We start from the raw sequence: 21,199 nt of genomic DNA, 5'->3' as shown, positions 1-21,199 counted from the left end.
TACGTCACGAAGGCTCCATGACGACGCACGCAGTCAGAACTGCACGACAACGATCACAAGACCGGGCGGACAATTCCCTGTTCAACAGTCTTTAGCAATGATGAGGAAGCAATTGTTGGCGCCATTCTTTTGACAATATCCTAGATAAAGATAATAGCGGACCTAAAGTGGGCGACTAGGATGTACGACAAAAACTCAATATTACCAGAGTTGAATTGTGCTTTGGCGACAAGTGTGCCTGACCATCTTATGGGTACGCGCGCGGCACTTTTTTATATGTTAATCAAACGATCCGATGACAACATCGCGTTGGTAAATACAGTAGTGCCGATTAGCACACCGGCTTATCCCAAGCCGACCGAAAAGAGATTTGATTGGCGTAATGTGTTGCCCGAGGATAATTTCGTGTTTCGTTCAGCCTAACGCATGCATTGCTTCACTTGCCAAAATTCCGCGGCAGTAGCTCCGCGATTAACGCCAAGGCCACTTGGAAAGCTTAGCTGTATCTACCCACGGTTCCTGCCAGCGCGAAAGTTCAGGATTTGCTAAGTCTTTCGCAGGGCAGTGCTCTATCGCAAGAGCGGCTTTTGTGTTTGTCAGACAGTCGCATTGCTCGCAGATTTTAGCATCTTTTCCAACCACCACTTTTGCCCCGCGATAGATCAATGTGTCGGGGGCCTCTGTCTGGAATTCACAGCGGCTGCAGGCCGCAAGACGGCGCTCAATGACCCAGGGTTCGGCATGTTTCAAACCTTCGGCCCCCCACTTGAGAGTTGCCGCCGCCGCCTTAGCCATGATCTGGAGGCTGGAGGCTGATGGCGTCTTTCTTTCTATCCCGGCTAGTGGCGCAATATTTACCGTTTCTGGTGCGACCAGCAGTTGCCAGAGGATAGCAGGCATTTTCCGCGCTGTTAGCAATGCTCGCGCGTAAAGAGGGTTGTCTAGCGCGCGTTGAGTGGCATCTAACGGTGCGGGTTTCTGAAGGCCGAGGACTTGCCCAAGGCGGTCCGCAGCAATCTCCAGCGATGGGGCTTGGGAAACGTCTTTGGGGAGTTTTATCATAATAGAACCTATTCTTGTTGGACTCTGATCCAGCCCCTGTTTCATCGGGCATCTAAGCGGTTTCGGTTTTGGTCTTGATGAACTCGCGGGGCGAGCGCCATTTAAGGCCGCTGTGTGGGTGGCTTCCGTTATAATCCTCGATTCAGGCTCGTATCAATCTCAGAACGGTTTCGGCACCGGGCAGCGGATTGACGTGGACGTCGTCGCATGAGCGTTTCCACGAATGCATCCGACATGCCGTTGGATTTTGGGCTGGTCATGTGCTTGTCGACCAGCGTCTGTGATTGCTGAAAGCCTGGGCCGGGGATGAGACGCACCGGGCAAAGCTCCATGTTCCCGAGGCGATCTGCGGCGCCACCACGCCCAGGATGGCGCGGGGGATGATTGCCGGCCTTCTCGATGAGGGCATTCGTGCCGTTTTGTCCTGGCTGACGCCGCGCATGTATCGGACCGCTGGATGCCGGCGCGCAGGAGCCGCCACTATCCGGGGGTATTGCCTACTGCTCCGCCTTCGCGCCAGCAGAGACCTCGCTTGATGAACTCGCGGAAGCTGTCGGTTTGCGTTTGACGATCAATAAATGCTTCCTGCGGGCAAAGGACAAGTCCGGCCTCGATCATTGCGGGGCACGCACCGGGCATGGCCGGCACCGGCATACGGGGCTGGTGATGATCGTGGCTGCTTTCCTTTCCGGCTTAAACGCAGCTCAACGCTAAAGCGCCTTCCGGAAACCGAACAAAACGAGTCGGGTGCTCCACGAAAATGCCGCCTGACTTTGTCCGAGGCGCGCTTTTCGTGACGTCCGTATGGCTCACGACAGCTGAAGCCCTGCGACTGGTCGCACGCCTCGTCCTTGCCCGTGCGACGCCAACCGAATGCGTTATCACCTGATGAACTGGCCCCCATTTCGATCGGGCACCTTGGCCTGACCGAGAAGGCTTAAGGATAGCCTTAAGCACGCGCTCATGTCTGAGATTGAAATCATCACCGATGGCGGACTCCGCCGGAACTGGTCTGCGGCGCAAAAGTTGATTGAACACTTCAAAACAGAAACAGCCCCCGAAGGGGCTGTTGCGACTACACTCACGGCTTTGCCGTTGTTTTAGGTGGATTTACGACGGCGCCGTGTGATGAAACCAAGGCCTCCGAGCGCGGTGATCAAAAGGATGCCACCAGCCGGAAGTGGTACCGCAGCTAGCTCTTTTCCAAAGAACGTGACGTGAGAGATATCATCTACGTCATCCCCCTGCGGAGAGAACCAGCCCGAAACCGTTTGCTGTTGACCGCCAACGGTAGGAGCTATGTCAAATTCCCAAAGATTATACTTGTTTCCACCTTTTACAGAGAACGCGAACACGGCTGCCAAGGACCCATTCGGATTGTAAGTCCACTTCAGGTTCCCACCATCCACCTCGAAGGTGAATGCGCCAGCCCCCAGAATAGATCCTGCTGACACAATAGGGGTTGTCGCGAACGGGCTATCAACCTTTGCAATCTGTTGAAGCGTCCCGTAATTATTTGTTGTGTAGCTTGAGGCCACACCTGCACTAGCCGCTCCGGGTCCGTCGAAATAGTAGTCATCCTCGCTTACGTAAATGCAGTTTGGAGACGTTCCAAAATCCCCGCTACAGTCATTCACGCCCGGTGGGCTCGGGCCATCACTTTGAAATTTCACAGTCGCTGCCATAGCTTCACTGGCAACTAGAAGCGAAGCCACAGCGACCAAGGTTGTTATTATTCTTGATCCAGACATTCACATTACCTCGCTAAAAATGAGAGGCAATATTGCCTCTGAACTGCATTGATCCGATATGTCACTCAAAGACCCTACAAGACTATGCAATATCGTCACATTTTCGCCCCAATTTCCTCTTGAGTCAAAGCAATCCAGCGCCACGCAATCCTGAGGTGAAGTCCAGGCGGAACTTTCACACAGAACACACGCCTGCGCTGAATCTGTTGCGTTAGGGGAAACAATTGTTCCCGATTCAGGAGTGAAAGCTGGAACGAAGCCGTGTAGATGATTCGCCCTTACAGGCAGGGAGGCTTGTCACCCGCGCTGCGGTGGAGCCAGCGCATGGGAGGAGGTGGGTTTAGTCTGGTCGTCAGACCCTGCACGCAGGGCCACGACCGCAGCCCCGACCAGCATGCTCAGCGCACCCACGGCGGAGTACATCAGGAGCGCCATCCAGACCGAATGCCCAAGGATCAAAGTTGTCAGACCAAACATGGCCCCGGCAATGCTTCCGGCAAGGATCAGTCCGACGATCATGCGATGCCCTTCCTGAGTTTACAACCTATAGTTGATCTTATTTTCTCAAGTTGCTTCTGTAAAGCTAATACCGCTTTAAGACCAAAGTTAAGCACGATTGAGGCAAATGTGTGTTACCAAACCGTTACTATTTCGCTGATCCTGCGCAATTTTCATCACTTAGAGTCCAATTCGCAACACAGATTATCATCCAACCCAACATAATCACCAAGAGGTGGATCTGAATCTGCGCCACTCCTCTCAAGTCTGTTCGCGTACCCAGCCCAGAAAGGTCTTGTCCGGGCAGCGCAGGCGCGGGCATCCCGTAGCCACCCACCAGACGCGCCAGTCGGCCTCAAGCGCGTAGCATCCATGCCGGGGGCCAGACGGCGGGCCTCCTCAATTGCCAACTGGCTCAATTGCGGTCCTTCACCCGAGGCCAGAACCGCTCGACGCGGGCGAACATGGATCATGTCTCCGAACTCTTCCGCCAGTTCGTATTCGGGTAAGTGTTTGTTTGCGATCATGTTGCGGATCATGTGCCCGAACCCCCGCAACCGCGAGGCGCACTCTGGGGCTCGTGCCGTAGTATTGAACCGCGGGTCAGCGGGAGTGGAAAGAACGTGGGCGACACCCCGATCTGGGCCGAATTCGCGGAGCGCTTCTTGCCTCGGCTCCTTCACCTTGAAAAGGCGACCGGCAGATTGAAGATATGTCTGTCTCCCGGCAGTGATACGGGTTTTGACGGCAGGCGTTTAGTTTGCACCGCCTGCACTGCCGCCGAGTTCAGTTCGCGATCTCCCGCGGATTTCCTCACCCGCGCCGCCAGAAGTTGCCTTGCGCCCGACACTGTCAGAGTCAGATGCACCGTCCCGCTTGAGCGGGTGCCTTGGGCCTAGGCGGCCCATAGGCCGCTAGGCTGAAGACGCTCATCGGCGACGACCGGCCAGCCATGAGGCAGATAACTCGCGGGAGATATTCCTACACTGTTCGCGACAAGAACAAATAGTGAATATGTTCTTGGTGGCCGATTGCAGCCTGTGGCATTCTGAAAAGAAAAATGCCAACAATCGTATGTCCCCGCCATACTTCGCGCGCCATTCATAGCAGGACGCCGTGCTCATGCCGTGCTCGCGGCAAAGCTCAGTCACCGGCACGCCGCCTTCGGCCGGGCACAGGATCGCAAAAATCTGGGGTTCGCTAAATCTCGGCATCTTTATCAGAGTCTCCTCAGTCGTCTTGCTGAGAAAATTCTACGTGCGCATTCCCTTAGTCTTCGGGACGATTATCCTCGACCAGCAAGTCGCGGCCGTGCAACAGGGGGCGAGTAAACTCCACGTCGATCAGTGCCTGCGAATAGTCCACGGGCAGGTCGCGGGTGAGCGCGACGGACTTCTTGGTGACGACGGTCGTGTGGGTCATATTGCACCTAACTCGGTTTAGGACAGCCCGCCTCGGGCATCGGTGCCGTTGGGCTATACGCCATCAGCTATTGCGCATCAGAACCATCTTTTCCTGAGTCATGTCGCGCATGGTGTAAGGGATTCCACCGGTTCCGTAGCCAGAGCCCCTGCGGCCAGCGAAGGGCATCCAGTCGGTCCGGAAGGCCGTCGAATCGTTGATCATGACCGCCGAGGCATCAAGACGGTTGGCCGCGCGCATGGCGACGTCGATATCCTGAGCAAAGATGCTGGCCTGAAAGGCCGTCGGCAGGGCGTTGGCAAGGCGAATGGCGTCACCGAGATCGTCGTAGCGATAGACCGCGACAACGGGGCCGAAAACCTCTAGTGTGGACACCTTCGCGTTGGCGGCTGGATCCAGTAGCACCGTCGGCTTCAGGGTGGTCGCGGACATGCGTTCGCCTCCGGTCGCGAGGACCGCGCCGCCCGAAACCGCCTCCGCGATCCATTCCGCGACCCGGTCGGCCTCGCGCGGCAGGATCAGCGGCCCTACCTCGGTATCGTTCAGTGTTGGATCGGCGGTGCGCAATTTGTCAACGCGCGCGACCAAGCGTTGTGTGAACTCGTCGGCAATGTCGCTGTCAACGTAGATGCGCTGTGTCGACACGCAGACCTGACCAGCATGGTAGTAGCTGCCCTTGACGATTGGTTCGATGACCTTTCCGAGATCGGCACTGCGGTCGATAATTGCCGGTGCGGCACCGCCATGCTCCAGCGCCGAGCGTGTCCCCGGCGCGAGCTTGCCATGCAGCGACCAGCCGACCCTTGCGGAGCCTATGAAACTCAGGAAGGCGACCCGGCTGTCGGTTGCTAGCTTTTCAGCAAGCGCATTATCCTCGGTGATGAAGGTCTGGCACCAAGGTTCGGGCAGGCCGGCCTCGTGGACCAACGCCACGAAGTCGAGACAGGATAGCGGTGTCGCGCTCGCCGGTTTCACGATCACGGGGCAGCCGGTCGCGATGGCCGGCGCGACTTGGTGGACGATCAGGTTCAGCGGGTGATTGAAGGCGGAAATCGCCGCGACGATGCCTGTGGGTTCCTTTGTGGTGAAGGCCCAGCGGTTCTCCGCCGCCGCCGATAGGCCCATCGGAATCTCCCGGCCGGCGAGGTTGCGCAACTCGTCGGCGGCGTTGTGAACGCCATCAATGGCGCGATTGGTCTCTACGATGGCGTCGGGCAGGGGTTTGCCGCCCTCGCGGGCGATCTGCATGGCGAGATGGTCGCGCCTGCCGTCCATCAGCACCGCCAGTTTGCGCAGAACGGCGATCCGCTGGTGAGGCTTGAGCCAGCCATCGCGATCCCTGAAAACGCGGTCGGCGACTTGCAGCTTGCGCTCCAACATGGCGGCATCGTCGGTTTCGATCTCGGCAATCTGCGCACGGTCGAAGGCCTGCACGACAGTCAACATTCACAATCTCCTCGTGGATCCGGGGTCTGCGTTCTGTAACGCTGGAACCGTGTCATGAACATTCCACATCCGGCGTTCGGTTGCGCAACTCGTCGACCAAAACGCGGGTATTCTCCGAATAATCGATTGGGACATCGACCAGATGGACTCCGCCGCCGGCAAAGGCGGCTTCCAGCGTCGGCCCGAGTTCCTCAACCGCCCCAACACGGGATCCTTTCGCGCCGTAGGCCTCGGCGTAGCGCACGAAGTCCGGGTTGCCGAATGTCATGCCGAAGTCGGGAAAGCCGTCCACCGACTGCTTCCAGCGGATCATCCCGTAGGCGCTGTCGTTCAGGATGACAATGACGAGGTTCAGCCCGAGCCGCACCGCCGTTTCCATCTCTTGCGAGTTCATCATGAACCCGCCGTCGCCGCAGACAGCCATCACGCGGCGATCGGGATAAAGCATGGCCGCCATGATCGCCGAGGGAAGGCCCGCCCCCATCGTGGCGAGCGCATTGTCGAGCAGCAGCGTGTTGGCCACATGGGTGCGGTAATTGCGGGCGAACCAGATCTTGTACATGCCGTTGTCGAGGCAGACGATGCCGTCCTCCGGCATGACCTGGCGGACATCGTGGACAATACGTTGAGGGGTTACAGGAAAGCGATCTTCTTCGGCGTGATCGTTGAGCCGGGCCAGAATCCTCTGGCGCAACTGGGGTATCCCGTCGTCGGGTGACAATCTGCCCGCAAGCCGCTCTCCAAGGCCTCTAACGGACGCGCCAATGTCACCGATCACCTCGATATCCGGATGGTAGACCTGTTCTACCGTCGCGGACTCATAGCCGACATGGACGACTCTCGGTCCGCCCTCATTTTTCATAAGGAACGGTGGCTTTTCGATCGTGTCATGGCCGATGGCGACGATGAGATCGGCGCGTTCTATGGCTTCGTGAACATAGTCACCCTCCGAGAGCGCAGCGGTTCCAACATAGAGGTTGGAGCCGCCGTTGACGGCACCTTTGCCCATCTGCGTGTTGAAGAATGGCAGCCGGGTGCGCACCATGAAGTCGGAGAGCGGCTTGATCAGCGCGGGCCGGTTGCCTGCCGCGCCTATCATGACCAAGGGTTTGCGGGCGGCAAGGATCAGCTCGGCCGCGTTGTCGAGTGCGGCGGCACTGGCGACCGGACGTTCCTGCGAATGGCGCGGAATGACGGTGGCGTTCTTGGCGTCCGCTGCCGCGACGTCCTCCGGCAGTTCGAGATGCACTGGCCCCGGTCTTTCCTCCACTGCGACGCGAAACGCGTCACGCACCGCTGCAGGAATGGCAGTCGGGCTCAGAATTTGACGCGTCATCTTGGTCAGCGGCTTCATCGAGGCGACGATGTCAACGATCTGGAACCGGGCCTGCTTGGCGCTCATCACCGGCTTCTGTCCAGTGATGAGTATCATCGGCATCGCGCCCAGGTGAGCATAGGCCGCGCCGGTTGAAAGGTTCAGAGCGCCGGGGCCGAGTGTGGCGAGGCAGACGCCGGGCCTGCCCGTAAGCCGCCCATGCGTCGCCGCCATGAAGGCCGCCGCCTGCTCATGACGCGTCAGAATCAGCTCGATGCGGGAGGTACGCAACGACTCGACGATGTCGAGGTTTTCCTCGCCGGGCACACCGAAGACGCGGTCAACCCCCTCGTTCTCAAGCGCAGCGACAAACAAGTCCGACCCTTTGGGCATGATTTCAGTCCATTCATTGATCGTTTCGACAGCGGACAGGTCAGATATTCACGATCTGTGAAATTGCCAGACCTCGACCGCGCCGTATGACGTGAAGACCCGACCGATCCGTACAAGCCCTCCACGGTGTCCGAATATTATAGCAAATGGTTGCGAAGGCTGTGAGGCGCAAGTTGCGGCAATGGTGCCAATCTTGCCTTGAATCTAGGTTTCACTTTGAAAGATCGGCAGCGATACAGGGCGTTGTGGCGACTTGGCTTCGACATGCATGACGCTGATCTCACCGTCATAGAGGCCATCGAGAATGCCGACAAACTGCTCATGCGACGTGCTCGGCTCAAAGTGTTCGACATGATCTGCGTAGCTGCGCCAGACGACGATCAAGGTCGCAATGCCCGGCGCCTCGACGCCAAGGCCGACGGTGTGACCGCGATAACCTTGCGCTGCGCGCAACAGCACTGCTGCTTTCTCCATCGCATTGAAGAATGCTCCAGTCTTTCCGTGCGCCAGTTGGAAGTTAGCGATCTCTATTACCATGACAGGTTTCCTTCGGTCGAGTGCTCAAGGTTGACTGGACGCATTCTCGTCGACAACGGCGATCCCGATCTTGCCGCGCACGCCGTTGCGCGGGCGCTCCAGCAGAGCGTGGGCATCGGGGATGCCGGCGAGTGGATAGACGGCTCCGACATGTGGCTTTAACAGTCCACGGCCAACGAGGGTCGCAAGTTCGTCTAGCTTCCCCCGGTTCTGACGCGTGAAGACGAAATGATAACTGGCGTTGCGGCCCCAGGCCTCGATCAGATTCTGCGGATCGGGAATGTCAACAATCGAGACGATCCGGCCGAGTTGCGCGAGTATGTGCGGACTGCGTTCGAGCGTGTCGCCGCCGATCGTGTCAAGGACAACGTCCACGCCCAAGCCGCTGGTCTCTCGGTTCACAACGGCCACGTAGTCTTCGGTGCGATAGTCGATCACCACATCGGCGCCGAGGCTGCGCAAAAAGTCTGCGTCGTAGCCCGAGGCCGTAGCCAGGACAAACGCGCCCGTTGCTTTGGCGGCCTGCACCGCAACATGTCCCACTCCGCCAGCCGCGCCGTGGACCAGGATGGATTCGCCGAGGCGCAAGCCTGCCCGCGTGAACAGCGCTTCCCAGACAGTGCCGCCCACGAGGCTGAGGCTGGCTGCCTCCAAATGCGTAAGACCAGCCGGCTTGTGACCGACAATTTCCTCGCTCGCGACGTGGTACTCGGCATAGCTGCCGGGACCGTCGAAAATCTGCGGTGTGTACCAGACGGCATCGCCGGGTTTGAATGCCGATACGCCGGAGCCGACGGCTTCGACAACGCCGGAGACATCGTGACCGGTAATCGCAGGCAATGGCACCAGATCGGGGTAGTCCCCGCGACGCACCTGGTAATCGAGCGGGTTGATCGAGGTTGCATGGACCCGGACCAACACCTCTCCAGCGCCGGCCTCGGGGGTCTCAAATTCAGATAGCGCAAAAGCGTCGGGGCCGCCGAATCGAGTGAGGCTGATAGCTCGCATCATTCTTCTCCATTGTCAGATGAATTGAGATCGCGCATTTGCGATCTTCTAGTTTTCTTCTCGTTTAAGGTGTCCGCTTTGGCGTTTGTTCTTTGGTCGTTTTTCAGGACCTTCAAAGCGTGCCGAACATTCACTTCGTTTCGCCATACGTCCGTCCAATCGCTCCTCGGCGCGAACCATGGAAAGCGGGTGGCGCGGGCTGCTCGCTGCGCCGATCACAACCACACCAAGACCCAGGCTTCGCGGAACACCGAGCAGTATGCAGTCGGGTCGGCCAAGCTCGATCAAGCCAATCAAACTGTGAACCGCCTCTGTGTCCTGAGGCGGACAGACCAGTCCGTTGCGAAAGGGCATGATTTATTCCTTGAGATTGCACTGACTCCGAACTCTGCTAACTAAGCCTAGCAAATGCTTCAATTATTCGCGGTGCGGAACTTGCTTCATATGAACCGCTCTTGCTATCCATTCCGCGACGGATTGGCTGGACCGATTGGGGAAGAATGAGATCCGCACAGCGCTTTCCGCTGTCAAATCGCTGCTGCTGCAGACTGGCGAGACCTACTAGAAACTGGCGGAGATGCCCGGATCACTTAAATCCTATCCCAGAAGACTGGCACCCCGCAGCGGGCTGGTGGGACGGCGGCCAAGTGGGGATCGCCGCGATATGAGCATGATCCAACCGCCCGGCGATCGCCATGGCCTGACGCTCGAGGTCGGTCACGCGGCCTAGTGTGAACTCCAATTCCGCGACCCGCACGCGCCAGATTAGGGTGCAGCTTCCGCATCTGACGGCTGGTCACCAACGTGGGAACTCGCATCGGGAGGCTGGATCACTGCGAGGCCATGCTCGACCCGGAACTGGGCCAAATGCGCGCAACCGTCCCTCGAAGAGAAGTAGTTGGACGGACCATGACCCTGCAAAACCAGCACGACGGGGACGTTCCTGCTTTCCACGGGCGTTGGAATTGGCGATGTGACGTGCGAGATTGAAAATGGTATTCATGGGCATGTGTCCTTGAAACAGTGCAAAATCACCGCCTCGCCGGAGGCGGCGATTTTGGGTCATTCGATGGGCCGCCCGGGTCACACCCTAAGGCAGGGTCATCTCCGTCAAAATGCAACTCGGCAAGATAACTCCTGACGAAAGCGTCGTAGGCGTCTCGGATCTGCAGCCCCATCTGGGTGATGACGTTTTGAGCAATGGGATGTCGTGGGCGCAGAAGCGGGCAAAACCAGTCATCCGCACGCCGAACAGCGCCGACTCCAGCGCGAAGCTTTCAGCGAAGGGGTTGAGCGCGAGGAGCCCGAATCGCAGAGTTCCATTCTTCATCGTCGCCAGCCGGACCGTGACTCCGGTGGAGACGGGATGGGAACGGGTCCCGACCGTACTGGGCCAGGCTCCGCGAGCACTCCAACTCGCTCCCGACGAACCCGTGGCATACCTTGCTGCGACGGAGCCGTTCTTGCGGTTTGATGCGCGCGCCATCGCTGGTCTACGCCCACGGGTGCCGAAACTCTTGCGTTCAGAGCAGAAACGCCGAAGACTAGAGCTCTGCGGGGGTGCAACCCGTGCTCCGGCCAGAGGCGGCGTTGCGCTCAGGGCAACGCGGTGCCGCGTCGGTCTTATGCGGGCGCGCCTCTTACCCTACAATTTCGCCCGCCTGTTCAAGCAGAACCTCGGCGTGCCGCCATGGGTCCACCTGACCCGGCTGAGAAAGAAGAAGGGCTGCGAACTCTTGGAACACGCGAACCGTCCGATCACGCAGATAGTCGTCGAAGTCGTGTATTCGTCGAACCAGGTTCTCGCCCGGGCTTTCCTCAAGCCCATGCGCTTGAGCCCGTCTGACGATCGTCGGGCAAGGTGCGATTCGGTTCGCCTATCGGTCTCTCCTCGCGCGCGAGCGGTGCTGGAGGGACGGCATTGACCATGCATGCCTATTCTTCATTTGCCCAGTGGCACAGCAAGGGCCGACATGCGTCCTACGTACGCACGATGAAATCGCAGGGCGGGATTCTCAACCTTCTCGAAATCCAGAGACCAGCCGGGGATATGTCCCGCCCGGCCCTATCGGACATAGTGCTGGTCGAGGACATGCTTGGCCGCAGTCGTGTCAGGGCGGACCTGGGAGGAGGCCGCTTCGATGTCATGACCAGGAAAGGCGGCCTCGTCCTCGCGGCGCCGAACTTCGCGACCAATGTGATCAATGACGGGAGCCATCGGCTTCGCACTTTGGCGTTCCCCTTGGCGCAGTGGGAGGGCGTGCTTGACGAGGCTGCAGACGGCCGGTTCTCGTTCGATACCTCCTGCATCTACGGTCGAGTGTTCGACTCGCCGACGATCCGGTCGGCGCTGCGGAACCTTTGGGCTCTCTGCGAGGATGAGGGGGTGCCGTCGCTGCTGCTGGCGAGAGCGGCAGGCTGCGAAATCCTAGCCGAGCTCTGCCGGTTGGGCGGGGCGCCGTTTGCTCCGGCCAGAGGCGGCCTCGCGCCTTGGGCGGAGCGACGCTGTATTGAGTTCATGCAGGCGCGGTTTGCCGAGGACATAAGCCTCGACGAACTGGCGGCCGAGGTGCGGCTCTCGCCCTTCCATTTCGCCCGCATGTTCAAGCAGAGCATCGGCGTGCCGCCAAGGGTCTACCTGACGCGACTGCGCGTGGAGAAAGCCTGCGAACTCCTTGAAAGGACGGAACTTCCGGTCACTGAGATCGCGCTCGAAGTGGGATACTCTTCGAACCAGGTCCTCGCCCGGGTCTTTCTCAAGCACATGCGCATGCGCCCGTCCGACTATCGCCGAGCTGTTAGCGATCCGGTGCGCTCCTTCGCTGCGCCGTGATTATGAGTGGCGCAGACTGTCGCCGGGCACGCGAAACGCGGTCGGGCCATACGTGTCGTCAGGTTCCGGTGAGCGCTTCGTCTGGATCGAACATCGAACGACCCGCCGCCCCGGAGGCGGCGGGGATCTCGTCTTGCAGGACGTCCCAGTGTTCGACCAGCTTGCCGCCTTCGATCCGGAAGATGTCGACAACGACCTGAGGCGCGTCGGCCCATCCGCTAATCAGGCCGTGTGGGCGACAAGAGCTTGAGGCTCAAGTTGTGGGCCGGATAGGACACTCCCATTTCCAATCCGGTCGGAAAAATTCGAAAGCCACGTCTTGGTGCTCTTTTGAAGTGAAGAAAGCCGGGCCCCGTCGATTGGCGGCGCCCGCTTCAATCAGGCTGCGACGCCCGGCACCGGCGTGTTGAGCAACTGCTGCTCCCAGAGATAGGCGATGGCGCTGCCGCCGATGTGGTACTTGAGGGCGTCGTTGAGGGCGGTGGCCGTCTCTGCCCGAGCCCAGTCACGTTGCCATTCCGACGCCAGCGCCAGCCACGTCATCATGTTGATGCCACCCGCGATCATGCGCTGAATTGCGACCTCATGGGCCTCGAGTGACGTGCCGCCCGATGCGTCAGTGATCACAGTCACGTCCCAGCCTTCGCCAGCAGCCTGAATCGCAGGCATGGCCACGCAGATCTCGGTCCACAAACCGGCGATGATCAGCTGCTTGCGACCGCTCGCCTTGACGGCGTCCACGACCTTCGGATCCTCCCAGGTGTTGATGGTCGTCCGGTCGATCACCTCCTGGCCGGGGAACACCTCGGTGACATGAGGAAAGATGTCACCACCCCGGGCGGCGATGACGCTGGTCAGGATCGTGGGCACGCCGAACACCTTGGCACACTTGGCCAGCGCGGTCGTGTTATTCACCACCATGTGCGGATCATGGCTGTTCAGATTTGCGAGCTGGTAGGGCTGATGGTCGATCAGAACGAGGACCGAGTCTTCGGGACGAAGAAGCGAGTCGAGGCCGTTGCGGAAGGTCATGATGTCATCCTTTGCATTTGAGAAAGAGCTGAGCTCTCGGGGCCGAACCTAGCGAAGATGCCTGAGCAACGCGGCGCGAGAACTGCCGTGAGAGTGCCGATCTTGCTGTGATGCTGCTTTTGCCAAGCGCGGGCTTCCCTGGCTGAACGCAGACCGCGAAAGGCTTGCGTAGCGAACCTTCGCAGGTGTTCGGGGTGCAAGACGATGCCGAGACCTGCCAGTTGTCGAGGACCGGTCTGGTCCGGCAGAACGGGCCGCTGCCTGATCTGGCTGGAAATCCGCATGACCTCGCACGCGCCGCGTATTGTCGGTCCGGTGCGGCCTGCCGTGATGACGTGACAGCATTCGTGGTGGCCAGACGCGTTCACGCAAACTAGCTCAACTGGATCATCCCCAGTCTCGCGGTTCGGTTTCTTTAGCGCAGATCGGAGAGGCAGCAAGATCGGCACCTTCGCGGCAGCACCAGTAGCGAAGGGACTGAGAAAGCTCGCTAGAGATTAGTCTCCTTGACCTTCCGCCAGACACGACCTCATGCGCCATCTTTCACTCGATGTCATTTCACTGGTCATCGGTCTCTCGAGCTGCGTGGCAGCGAACCCGAATGACCGCACGCACCCGGCCATCCCCCTTTCACGCCGTCTGGTCATCTTCTACGAAGGAGATCAGAGGATTGTTTGACCCGCGAATCGGCCTAGGGCATTGACCTCGGGAGGAACAATGACTCAGGCAAGAGAAGCGCCACACACTTGACAAACACCCGCAGTCAAGGCGCCGATCCTCAACCATTTCAATCGTTCGTCCCGCAGGAACGCAACTGCGAAGCCGTTCCAAGGCGTTTGGTTTCTGTGGCACCGTGTGGTTACCAAGGCTCGCCCGGTGTAAGAGGTGACAGCCTTGCGAGCACGTCACGAACATCCATGCGACTGAACTTCAGGTTGAGCGCTACGTGGTGGACGCCGATGCCATGGAGGTTGGTCAGCAAGCTCTCGAGATGTCGAAGGCCCATGCGGTATCCCAGATGGATCGGTTCAGGCGGTGCATCTGGTCGCTCGGCAAGGTCGAGATAAAGAGACTGGGTCACGGGCTTGATTGGTGCAGCAGGTGCGGTCAGGCCGTGCCATTCGGCGACGACCCGCTCCTGTTGCGCGGGTGGCCTCGGATAGGTGATCCAGCCGTCCGTGTGATCTGCCAGCCAATCCAGGGGTTGGCCGCTGTTGCCAGTTCCGAGCAGGGGGAGACGGCCGTGAAACGGCTTCGGAACGAGATCGCCGCCGTGCATGCGACCGTACTGCTTGCTCTCGTAGGTCGGAAAGGGTGTGTTGAGCAGCTCTTGCAGGTAGAGCAAGGCGTCACGAAACAGGTCCGCTCGCTCGCTTCGATTCCGGCCATAAGCCGGATACTCGATGGGTCGGTCGCCCGAAGCGATGCCCAGAACAAGTCGCCCCTTGGAAAGATGATCGAGGGAAGCCGCCTGCTTTGCGACATCAATTGGATGATGTAATGGCAGGATGACCGATCCCGTCGCCAGGGCGATCTCACTCGTATGGGCCGCCACGGTCGCCAGCCAGACAAAGGGGTCGTAGATCTGCCCGAGGTCACCAAAGCTGGGATCGTTGAGGGGGACATCGCGTGCCCAAAGTGTCGAGAATCCGAGACGTTCGGCCTCCTCCGCTAACTCGATCTGACCCTCCATGCTCGGCCTTGCTCCGTCGAAGGCCTCGATGGGAAAGAAAAGACCGAGCGTCGTGCGGTCATTGCGAAAAGTACGGTCGAAGCCGGGTCCGAACTGGGCCGCCGACGCATGCCGCTCCAATTGAGTGATCGTCATGACGCTTGGTTCCATCGACCGTTCCCCATGATGGGAACCTTGCCATAGTTTTGCCGAGGGCAAGAGCGCTCTTCTCCGGCCGCAAACTCTTTTACGTTTCCGCCGATCCCATCGACCACGCCGCAAAAGCCGTGACCCGCTACCGCAGGCGGCGGTCGATTGTTGACTTGGTCACCGCGACAGATCTGGTGGTCAAGGGGTTTGACGCGCGCGTCTCGCGGGCCGGCCGGTGGCACGGTTAAGTCTCTGATCTTGAACAAGTCGGCACCGTTCAACTGCGATGGATCCGCCGCCGGTATCGTTCTGGTCATCTGCTGTCCTTCCGAGATATTTATGTATTCACGTACTTGAGAGTGGTTTCGACCGTGTCCAGATCGACCAAAGAGCCAGCGACACTGTCTCGGCAAACCGGCGAAGCCAGCCTCGTCTCGTTTTTGGTCGGTCCACCAAATGTGGCTTCTGCAACTAAATGGCGCGCCGGAGTGTGAAATTACCGAGCGGGCAGGGCAGCGGGCAATGAGGCTTTCGTTCGCCTCGCGCCAGATGTCATCCGGACAGCCCGGTTCTATTGCTGGAGACCAATTCATTGCGCCTCATCCACGTCCAAATCAGCCGACCTCCCAAGGCGGGCCAATCGAGGACCCGTTCGGGAAGGGGTATCAAAGCATCCACCAAGCGATTGCAGAATAGTTTGCCACCGTATCGAATCCATCTTACCGAAACGCCGATGCAATGCGGTGCGCGCGCTGCGGCTCAGTTGCCGATATTGCGCTTTCTCCTGCCTTCTCAGCTAAGCTGACGCGGTTCGCTTTGCTGGTTTGCAACAATCCCTGACGCAAGGCACTCAAATGCCGCGACGGCCTTTTGCAACGTGGCTTCGGGCGTCTCGCTGGATGCAACCCAAAGCGCCGCGTTGAGCGCCATGCCGTTCAAGAGGCGGGCCAACCCCTCGATGTCCACAGGCTTGATCGCACCCTGGGCCGCAAGCTCGTTCAGGGTGGCGACTGTCGCCTTCAGGCATCTGTTCTGGCTGGGCCATTGCGATGGGTCACCCAGCACCGAAGGGCCATCCAGAAGCACGATCCGCTGAACTTCGGGCCTGAGTGCCATTTCGATATAGGCGTGGCCTTCGGCAAGCAGCCCGTTCCAGCCGCCGCCCGCCCGCTCCCCGGCCGCCTGCGCATGCGAGGCCATCGCTCTATCGATCTCGTCCACCACCGCAGCGAACAAGCCCCGCTTGTCTCCAAAGTTGTGGTAGAGCGCACCTCGCGTCAAACCGGCCTCAGCGGTAAAATCATCCATGGACGCGCCGGAAAAGCCCTTTTCCGCAAAGGCCTTACGCCCCGAAGCGATCAGCTTTTCGCGGGTTTCCGCCATCATCTCGGCGCGTGTTCTGGCTGCCATCGTCATTCTCTGAGTAATTCGGGGGGAAGCCCCTGATTTTCAATATCTCGCTGAGCGCACTCTTAATGTACGCAACGTATATGAAATGACAAGGACGTGCCGGATGCAGCAGCCCCGGTCCAATTCGCCCATACGGTAGCCTTAGTGTACACTGATCGCTTTATACGATGCGGCAGAGAAACTCTTTGACCGTTACGGATAGGCTGCAACCGGACTGGGCCGGTTTTTCCAAAGCCGCCGACTGGAGAGCCCCCATCGAATGATCCGGATTAACTGTTACTGCATTGTCGGCCTTTGGTCCATTGGGATGAGGCTTTCTGGCGCGGGCGGCTTTATCCACCCCATCAGTTTTGAGTGATATGCAACACTCTTTGATCATTGCAATGATCTGTGTAAATGAAAGTCTTCGGTACATAGCCCAGCCTTTGCTTGGACGGCTTCCTAACGTTTCCGGGGACTGATTCCAGTGGGCTTGGTGAACCTCCAAGCTTTGCCGACGCTCGGTCGCGTCTAGGCCGTGCGACTGTAGACCTCGTGCATACGGCGTTGCAACTGGAAGCGGCAGGTCAGTTGTTTCAGCGGATGCTTTTGGTCGGTAATCATCCAGAGACTAAGCCAGACCGCGATGACGGCGAAGATAATTCCGCCCAACGCCTGACCGATCAAGACACCTGGCGCGCCAAACAGCGCCCCACCGAGCAGGATAAACGGTATTGTGCCGAGAGTCTGGCGGCCCCAGTTGATCCAAGTAGAAAAACTGGGGCGCCCGAGATTGTTATAGGAGGCGTTTGCAACGAATATTACCGCATTAAAGAAACTGGCTAATGCGATTGGACCACAGAACAGCAGGATCAGCTCCCGTGCCATGCCCACAGCTCCAAAGATGTCTGCTATCTGGTGACGAAAGACAAATAGCAAGGTCGATGCGAGGAGCACATAGAGGCCGGCAAAAATTATGCCGCAATAGAACGTCTGGCGGACACGGTTGGACAGACCTGCCCCGTAATTCTGCCCCATAATCGGACCGATTGCGCCCGAGAGCGCCAGCATGACCGAGAACACGACCGGGATCATCCGGGAGATAATTGCCATCCCGGCCACGGCATCGGTTCCATATTTTGCCATTTCGCGTGTCACGACCGCAGCCCCAACGGGCGTGGCGATGGTTGCCAAGACAGCAGGCACCGCAATGTGCATGCCTTCGCGAACATCGTGAAGGAAGCACTGCGCTCTTGGAATCGCGAAAGCATTGTAGATACGCCAAGCGGGCCAGAGCGCGACGAGCATCGTAGCTAATCGCGCGGCCACCGTCGCCCATGCCGCGCCTTCCAATCCCATAGCGAGTGAGAAGATGAAAATCGGATCGAGCACTCCATTCACCACTGCACCGACAAGCGATGGGTACATCGCACGCCTTGCGTCGCCATATGCCCTAAGCGTGGCGACCGCCGTCATTCCGACGCCAGAGAGGAACGTGCTCGGCAGGATGATCCATAGGTAATCTTTCGCCCGTTGCGCGACATCCCCGGTGGCACCGATTAGCCCGAGAATGAAATCAAGGTTCGGCAGCATGATTAGAGGAATGACAATGCCGAACGCGACGGCAAACATGGCTGATGAGAAGGCATGTTCCCGCGCGGGGAGGCCATTGCCGCTGCCCAGAGAATTGGCGACGAGAGCGCCGCCAGCGATAGAGAGCCCGATATTTATCGCGCTGGCAAAGAACATCACCGCGCTGGCATAGCCAGCGGCAGCGGCAAGCGCCTCTTCTCCCAACATCGAAATGAAAAGCACGTCGATCAGGTCCACCGCAAAAATTGCCATCAAGCCGAGGCTCGATGTCAACGACATGACCGAGACATGGCGCATCAAGCTTCCTTGTGTGAAACGGGCTTCAGTTAGGTGCACAATATGCTACTCCGGCATTTCATGAGGCGAGGCATGCAGCGTTACGTCGTCAGTATAGGTGAATTGGATTATGGTGTGCCTGATCAGTCTGTGAGATTTGGTTTGTCTGGACCGCACCCATTACCGACGGCCCGAACTTAGCCCGAAGGAGCGCACCGGAGCGCGAACGGACCGTCGATACTCGGACGGGCTCATATGCCGCTTTTTGAGAAATACCCGAGCTAGCACTTGGTTGGACGAATATCCGACCTCGAGAGCGATATCCGTGACGGAAAGATCTGTCTGTTCGAGGAGTTCGCAGGTTTTTTCCATTCTCAGTTGCGTCAGATAGACCCGTGGCGGAACGCCGAGGCTCTGCTTGAACATTCGGGCGAAATGAAAGGGTGAGAGGTGCACCTCGGCGGCCAACTCATCCAGGCTGATGTCTTCCGAGAGCCGCATATGCATAAGCTCGATACAACGCCGCTTCGCCCAAGGTGCGAGACCGCCCTTTGTCGGCGCAATTGATGCTCCGCCGAGTCGGCACAGCTCAGCGAGGATCTCGCAGCCCGCAGCGCGCGCCAGCAGACGCGACGGAGGGCCTTCTTCTTCACAAATTGACCAAAGGTTCCGTAGTGCAGACTGGATGGCCGGTGTGGTGTACGCTTTGCTGTATATCTCTAGGCCGCCGAACGAGAACTTGCCATCAGCAACTTCATCGAGCACGCTTTGCCATTGCGCCAAGGGGAATGCAAAGCTGCGAATGTGATGACTGGTATCGACCCTGGAATAATTGGCGAAGTTCGGTGCAGCGAGAACAAAGCCGCCCCTTTTGGTCGTCACATCGAAATGCCCACCTCCGAGGTTGGCACTGATGTGGCTGCCGCCGAACAAATCCTGATGCAGGACGAGATCGGGGACAGCCGGGTCATACATTTTCTTGGCCGGATGCGTTGCCTCAAGCATATTGAGAATTCCGCCAGACGATTTCATCACATGCACATCGGGCGCGCGAGGGCCTTGCTTGTACCATTGGGCAAAAGATGAATAGGCGGGCATCGTCATGTTGGATTTCTCATCGCTAAGTTTTCAGCAGTGGATTGTGAGGGCTTGACTGAATCTTTTTCTGTGGGTTTCCTCGAAAGTTCCCGTCCTGCTTCGTGAGGCCCGGCTCATTCTTCCGTCTCTGTGGAGCCTACGGTCGAAAGGACCGTGACCGACATGCCCGGTCTCAGCAGTGCGTCGGGGTTCGGGAAGCGTGCCCAGACGGTGACGGTGTCGGTCTCCGCATCAACTTCGGCACTCTCCGCATGTGGAATCGCCTCTCCGGGATAGACCCTGCCTCCGGGCAGCTGCAGGCGCACTCTGACGTGTTGCAACAGGTGTGCAGCCGTCGTAGCGCTTGTTGCCTCCAGTGCCGCAAGCCGCTCGGAATATGGTGTGCGGTAGGCAACAATCGCCGGATCGAACGCTACGATCCTGCCAAGCGGTGGTCCGGCTTCAGCCTCCAGGAACGCTCCAACTGCAACTGCAGGCGGAGAAATAAGGCCAGAGATCGGAGCGCTGATGATCGCGCGCTCAAGGTCGAGGGCGGCCCTTCGCTGCTCAGCCATTGCAAGAGCAACAGCTGCCTTCGCCATTGCCTTTTCAGTGCGCGCAGGACCGAGCGAAGCATCTGCGGTGATTCCGCGGACGTGCAGCGCCTCCTGGCGGGCCGTCCGGCGAGTGGCGCCCTCGAGCAAGGCCCTTGCCTCGGCGAGCCGTGCCGCGGCGATCTCGAGCGCAATCTCTGCATCGGTCGGGTCAAGACGGATCAGCGGTTGACCCGCAGCGACCAAATCGCCACCTTCGAATAGGATCTCGGTAACAACGCCATTTAAACGGCTTGACAGCACGGCGTGTTCCGACGCCTCCACCCTCCCCATGAAGATCATTGGGTCGGCGGCCGCAGAACCTGTACTCAAGATGGCAAAGATTATTGCGCGAGAATATCTCATAACAGCGTTGCCGCTTGCATGGCTTAATGCGAACTGATTGGTGCGCGGGCATTCGTTAGCTGCTGCTGCAGTCGGCGTTCGGGTCTCCATCCAAGTAGCCGCGATCACTCGGGGCAGCACTCTGAGCAAGTGGAGGAGCGCATAGCCATAGCTCGCTTCAAGAGGCGAGCCTGAGAGCAGCGACTTGTAGCGACTGAACGGCGGGCTGGGGATGGGGGCGGTCGGCATGGAAGTCTCCATCAGCTATTTGCAACACGGCAAGTTGGGCTTGTGATGTTCAGTCTTGGGGGCCCTTGGGTCAGGCAGACAAATCTTGATCAATCGAGCATCCAGGGCCCATCGCCGATAGAAGCATGAATGCAGACGAGAAGGTCTTCGGGGTTCAGTGGCTTTGTGAGGTAGCATTGGATCCCCAACTTCAGGGCACGCGCCTGCGCCGTCTCGTTGGCGCAGGAGGTTATGAGAATTGTTGGAATCGGAGTGCCTGATGCCACCAGATTTTCGTACAACTCGAGCCCGGTCATCCTTGGCATCTGGATGTCTGCAATCAGGCAGGCTGTTCGCGAGAGGTGTGCGGCCTTCAGGAAATCGGCAGCACTTCCGAACACGGCCGTAACAAATCCAAGCGACCTGACTAGGCCAGAGACCGCCTCACGAGCCGGTTCATCATCGTCGACAATGGAGATCATGAACTTTTTCGACATCGTCGTGGTTTCCGTTAGCTCAGACAGCAAAGTGTTGAGGCCCTGAGATCTTGTCGGCACCTTGTCACTCAAGGCCGCAATT

At 58.8% G+C, this 21,199-nt stretch carries 20 protein-coding genes and 3 pseudogenes; 4 read left to right on the top strand and 19 right to left on the bottom strand.

Annotation, left to right across the window (positions count from 1 at the left end; all coding sequences use genetic code 11):
* Window positions 1–471: 471 nt before the first annotated feature.
* Together ACSSVY_RS09805 and ACSSVY_RS09800 are read right to left on the bottom strand one after the other, a co-directional pair.
* On the bottom strand, window positions 472–1,062 hold the full coding sequence (locus tag ACSSVY_RS09805; protein WP_454269363.1) for a hypothetical protein: 591 nt from the start codon (window positions 1,060–1,062) through the stop codon (window positions 472–474).
* Between the two features lie 52 nt (window positions 1,063–1,114).
* Window positions 1,115–1,316, bottom strand: a pseudogene (locus ACSSVY_RS09800) (integrase core domain-containing protein); the annotation flags it as partial.
* 709 nt (window positions 1,317–2,025) lie between these two features.
* Between ACSSVY_RS09800 and ACSSVY_RS09795 the strand changes: the two are divergent.
* Window positions 2,026–2,166, top strand: coding sequence for a hypothetical protein (locus ACSSVY_RS09795; RefSeq protein WP_454269378.1), 141 nt, complete (start codon window positions 2,026–2,028; stop codon window positions 2,164–2,166).
* On the opposite strand, the gene ACSSVY_RS09790 is transcribed toward ACSSVY_RS09795, so the two are convergent.
* The 10 genes and pseudogenes from ACSSVY_RS09790 to ACSSVY_RS09745 all read right to left on the bottom strand — a co-directional run bounded on the left by ACSSVY_RS09790 (window position 2,163) and on the right by ACSSVY_RS09745 (window position 9,786).
* On the bottom strand, window positions 2,163–2,747 hold the full coding sequence (locus ACSSVY_RS09790; RefSeq protein ID WP_454269362.1) for a VPLPA-CTERM sorting domain-containing protein: 585 nt from the start codon (window positions 2,745–2,747) through the stop codon (window positions 2,163–2,165). The two genes, ACSSVY_RS09795 and ACSSVY_RS09790, sit on opposite strands and share 4 nt — an antisense overlap.
* Window positions 2,748–3,110: 363 nt before the next feature.
* Complete coding sequence (locus tag ACSSVY_RS09785) at window positions 3,111–3,332, bottom strand: hypothetical protein (RefSeq protein ID WP_454269361.1); 222 nt, start codon at window positions 3,330–3,332, stop codon at window positions 3,111–3,113.
* 658 nt (window positions 3,333–3,990) lie between these two features.
* A pseudogene (locus ACSSVY_RS09780) lies at window positions 3,991–4,194 on the bottom strand (energy transducer TonB family protein); the annotation flags it as partial.
* A gap of 196 nt (window positions 4,195–4,390) precedes the next feature.
* Window positions 4,391–4,525: pseudogene (locus tag ACSSVY_RS09775) on the bottom strand (transposase); the annotation flags it as partial.
* 55 nt (window positions 4,526–4,580) lie between these two features.
* On the bottom strand, window positions 4,581–4,733 hold the full coding sequence (locus ACSSVY_RS09770; RefSeq protein ID WP_454269360.1) for a hypothetical protein: 153 nt from the start codon (window positions 4,731–4,733) through the stop codon (window positions 4,581–4,583).
* 63 nt (window positions 4,734–4,796) lie between these two features.
* Entirely contained in the window at window positions 4,797–6,179 is a 1,383-nt protein-coding gene (locus ACSSVY_RS09765; RefSeq protein ID WP_454269359.1) for an aldehyde dehydrogenase family protein, read from the bottom strand.
* Window positions 6,180–6,231: 52 nt separating this feature from the next.
* Window positions 6,232–7,887, bottom strand: a complete 1,656-nt coding sequence (locus tag ACSSVY_RS09760; RefSeq protein ID WP_454269358.1) for an acetolactate synthase large subunit — start codon at window positions 7,885–7,887, stop codon at window positions 6,232–6,234.
* A 204-nt stretch (window positions 7,888–8,091) separates the two neighbouring features.
* Window positions 8,092–8,424, bottom strand: coding sequence for an antibiotic biosynthesis monooxygenase family protein (locus ACSSVY_RS09755; RefSeq protein WP_454269357.1), 333 nt, complete (start codon window positions 8,422–8,424; stop codon window positions 8,092–8,094).
* 24 nt (window positions 8,425–8,448) lie between these two features.
* Window positions 8,449–9,435 carry a zinc-dependent alcohol dehydrogenase family protein gene (locus ACSSVY_RS09750; RefSeq protein WP_454269356.1) on the bottom strand — a complete coding sequence of 329 codons (987 nt, stop codon included), beginning with the start codon at window positions 9,433–9,435 and terminating at the stop codon, window positions 8,449–8,451.
* Window positions 9,436–9,480: 45 nt separating this feature from the next.
* Window positions 9,481–9,786 (bottom strand): hypothetical protein, encoded by a 306-nt coding sequence (locus ACSSVY_RS09745; protein WP_454269355.1) that lies wholly within the window; start codon window positions 9,784–9,786, stop codon window positions 9,481–9,483.
* A gap of 223 nt (window positions 9,787–10,009) precedes the next feature.
* Between ACSSVY_RS09745 and ACSSVY_RS09740 the strand changes: the two genes are divergently transcribed.
* From ACSSVY_RS09740 to ACSSVY_RS09730, 3 genes are all read left to right on the top strand, one after another.
* Window positions 10,010–10,162: a hypothetical protein gene (locus ACSSVY_RS09740; RefSeq protein WP_454269354.1), complete on the top strand. Its 153-nt coding sequence runs from the start codon at window positions 10,010–10,012 to the stop codon at window positions 10,160–10,162.
* Window positions 10,163–11,057: 895 nt separating this feature from the next.
* On the top strand, window positions 11,058–11,357 hold the full coding sequence (locus ACSSVY_RS09735) for a helix-turn-helix domain-containing protein (protein WP_454269353.1): 300 nt from the start codon (window positions 11,058–11,060) through the stop codon (window positions 11,355–11,357).
* 2 nt (window positions 11,358–11,359) lie between these two features.
* Entirely contained in the window at window positions 11,360–12,265 is a 906-nt protein-coding gene (locus ACSSVY_RS09730; RefSeq protein ID WP_454269377.1) for a helix-turn-helix domain-containing protein, read from the top strand.
* A gap of 378 nt (window positions 12,266–12,643) precedes the next feature.
* Here the strand turns inward: ACSSVY_RS09730 and ACSSVY_RS09725 are convergent, their stop codons facing one another.
* From ACSSVY_RS09725 to ACSSVY_RS09695, 7 genes are all read right to left on the bottom strand, one after another.
* Window positions 12,644–13,297: a hydrolase gene (locus ACSSVY_RS09725; RefSeq protein WP_454269352.1), complete on the bottom strand. Its 654-nt coding sequence runs from the start codon at window positions 13,295–13,297 to the stop codon at window positions 12,644–12,646.
* A gap of 859 nt (window positions 13,298–14,156) precedes the next feature.
* A complete protein-coding gene (locus ACSSVY_RS09720; RefSeq protein ID WP_454269351.1) occupies window positions 14,157–15,125 on the bottom strand; it encodes an LLM class oxidoreductase in 969 nt (322 codons plus the stop codon).
* A 786-nt stretch (window positions 15,126–15,911) separates the two neighbouring features.
* Window positions 15,912–16,535, bottom strand: coding sequence for a TetR/AcrR family transcriptional regulator (locus ACSSVY_RS09715; RefSeq protein WP_454269350.1), 624 nt, complete (start codon window positions 16,533–16,535; stop codon window positions 15,912–15,914).
* A gap of 504 nt (window positions 16,536–17,039) precedes the next feature.
* Complete coding sequence (locus tag ACSSVY_RS09710) at window positions 17,040–18,398, bottom strand: MATE family efflux transporter (protein WP_454269349.1); 1,359 nt, start codon at window positions 18,396–18,398, stop codon at window positions 17,040–17,042.
* 159 nt (window positions 18,399–18,557) lie between these two features.
* Complete coding sequence (locus ACSSVY_RS09705) at window positions 18,558–19,481, bottom strand: helix-turn-helix domain-containing protein (RefSeq protein WP_454269348.1); 924 nt, start codon at window positions 19,479–19,481, stop codon at window positions 18,558–18,560.
* Between the two features lie 107 nt (window positions 19,482–19,588).
* Window positions 19,589–20,641 carry an efflux RND transporter periplasmic adaptor subunit gene (locus ACSSVY_RS09700; RefSeq protein ID WP_454269347.1) on the bottom strand — a complete coding sequence of 351 codons (1,053 nt, stop codon included), beginning with the start codon at window positions 20,639–20,641 and terminating at the stop codon, window positions 19,589–19,591.
* An 89-nt stretch (window positions 20,642–20,730) separates the two neighbouring features.
* A complete protein-coding gene (locus ACSSVY_RS09695) occupies window positions 20,731–21,189 on the bottom strand; it encodes a response regulator transcription factor (RefSeq protein WP_454269346.1) in 459 nt (152 codons plus the stop codon).
* Window positions 21,190–21,199: the final 10 nt, after the last annotated feature.

The organism is Roseovarius sp. MBR-51, assembly GCF_053628575.1.
The sequence above is the reverse complement of the archived record's forward strand: the minus strand, read 5'-3'. Positions and strand labels throughout refer to the sequence as shown.

Coding starts and splice junctions, on each gene's coding strand:
- ACSSVY_RS09805 (WP_454269363.1), bottom strand. CDS start 1,062: ATGATAAAACTCCCCAAAGACGTTTCCCAAGCCCCATCGCTGGAGATT.
- ACSSVY_RS09795 (WP_454269378.1), top strand. CDS start 2,026: ATGTCTGAGATTGAAATCATCACCGATGGCGGACTCCGCCGGAACTGG.
- ACSSVY_RS09790 (WP_454269362.1), bottom strand. CDS start 2,747: ATGGCAGCGACTGTGAAATTTCAAAGTGATGGCCCGAGCCCACCGGGC.
- ACSSVY_RS09785 (WP_454269361.1), bottom strand. CDS start 3,332: ATGATCGTCGGACTGATCCTTGCCGGAAGCATTGCCGGGGCCATGTTT.
- ACSSVY_RS09770 (WP_454269360.1), bottom strand. CDS start 4,733: ATGACCCACACGACCGTCGTCACCAAGAAGTCCGTCGCGCTCACCCGC.
- ACSSVY_RS09765 (WP_454269359.1), bottom strand. CDS start 6,179: ATGTTGACTGTCGTGCAGGCCTTCGACCGTGCGCAGATTGCCGAGATC.
- ACSSVY_RS09760 (WP_454269358.1), bottom strand. CDS start 7,887: ATGCCCAAAGGGTCGGACTTGTTTGTCGCTGCGCTTGAGAACGAGGGG.
- ACSSVY_RS09755 (WP_454269357.1), bottom strand. CDS start 8,424: ATGGTAATAGAGATCGCTAACTTCCAACTGGCGCACGGAAAGACTGGA.
- ACSSVY_RS09750 (WP_454269356.1), bottom strand. CDS start 9,435: ATGATGCGAGCTATCAGCCTCACTCGATTCGGCGGCCCCGACGCTTTT.
- ACSSVY_RS09745 (WP_454269355.1), bottom strand. CDS start 9,786: ATGCCCTTTCGCAACGGACTGGTCTGTCCGCCTCAGGACACAGAGGCG.
- ACSSVY_RS09740 (WP_454269354.1), top strand. CDS start 10,010: ATGCCCGGATCACTTAAATCCTATCCCAGAAGACTGGCACCCCGCAGC.
- ACSSVY_RS09735 (WP_454269353.1), top strand. CDS start 11,058: ATGCGGGCGCGCCTCTTACCCTACAATTTCGCCCGCCTGTTCAAGCAG.
- ACSSVY_RS09730 (WP_454269377.1), top strand. CDS start 11,360: ATGCATGCCTATTCTTCATTTGCCCAGTGGCACAGCAAGGGCCGACAT.
- ACSSVY_RS09725 (WP_454269352.1), bottom strand. CDS start 13,297: ATGACCTTCCGCAACGGCCTCGACTCGCTTCTTCGTCCCGAAGACTCG.
- ACSSVY_RS09720 (WP_454269351.1), bottom strand. CDS start 15,125: ATGACGATCACTCAATTGGAGCGGCATGCGTCGGCGGCCCAGTTCGGA.
- ACSSVY_RS09715 (WP_454269350.1), bottom strand. CDS start 16,535: ATGACGATGGCAGCCAGAACACGCGCCGAGATGATGGCGGAAACCCGC.
- ACSSVY_RS09710 (WP_454269349.1), bottom strand. CDS start 18,398: ATGCGCCATGTCTCGGTCATGTCGTTGACATCGAGCCTCGGCTTGATG.
- ACSSVY_RS09705 (WP_454269348.1), bottom strand. CDS start 19,481: ATGACGATGCCCGCCTATTCATCTTTTGCCCAATGGTACAAGCAAGGC.
- ACSSVY_RS09700 (WP_454269347.1), bottom strand. CDS start 20,641: ATGCCGACCGCCCCCATCCCCAGCCCGCCGTTCAGTCGCTACAAGTCG.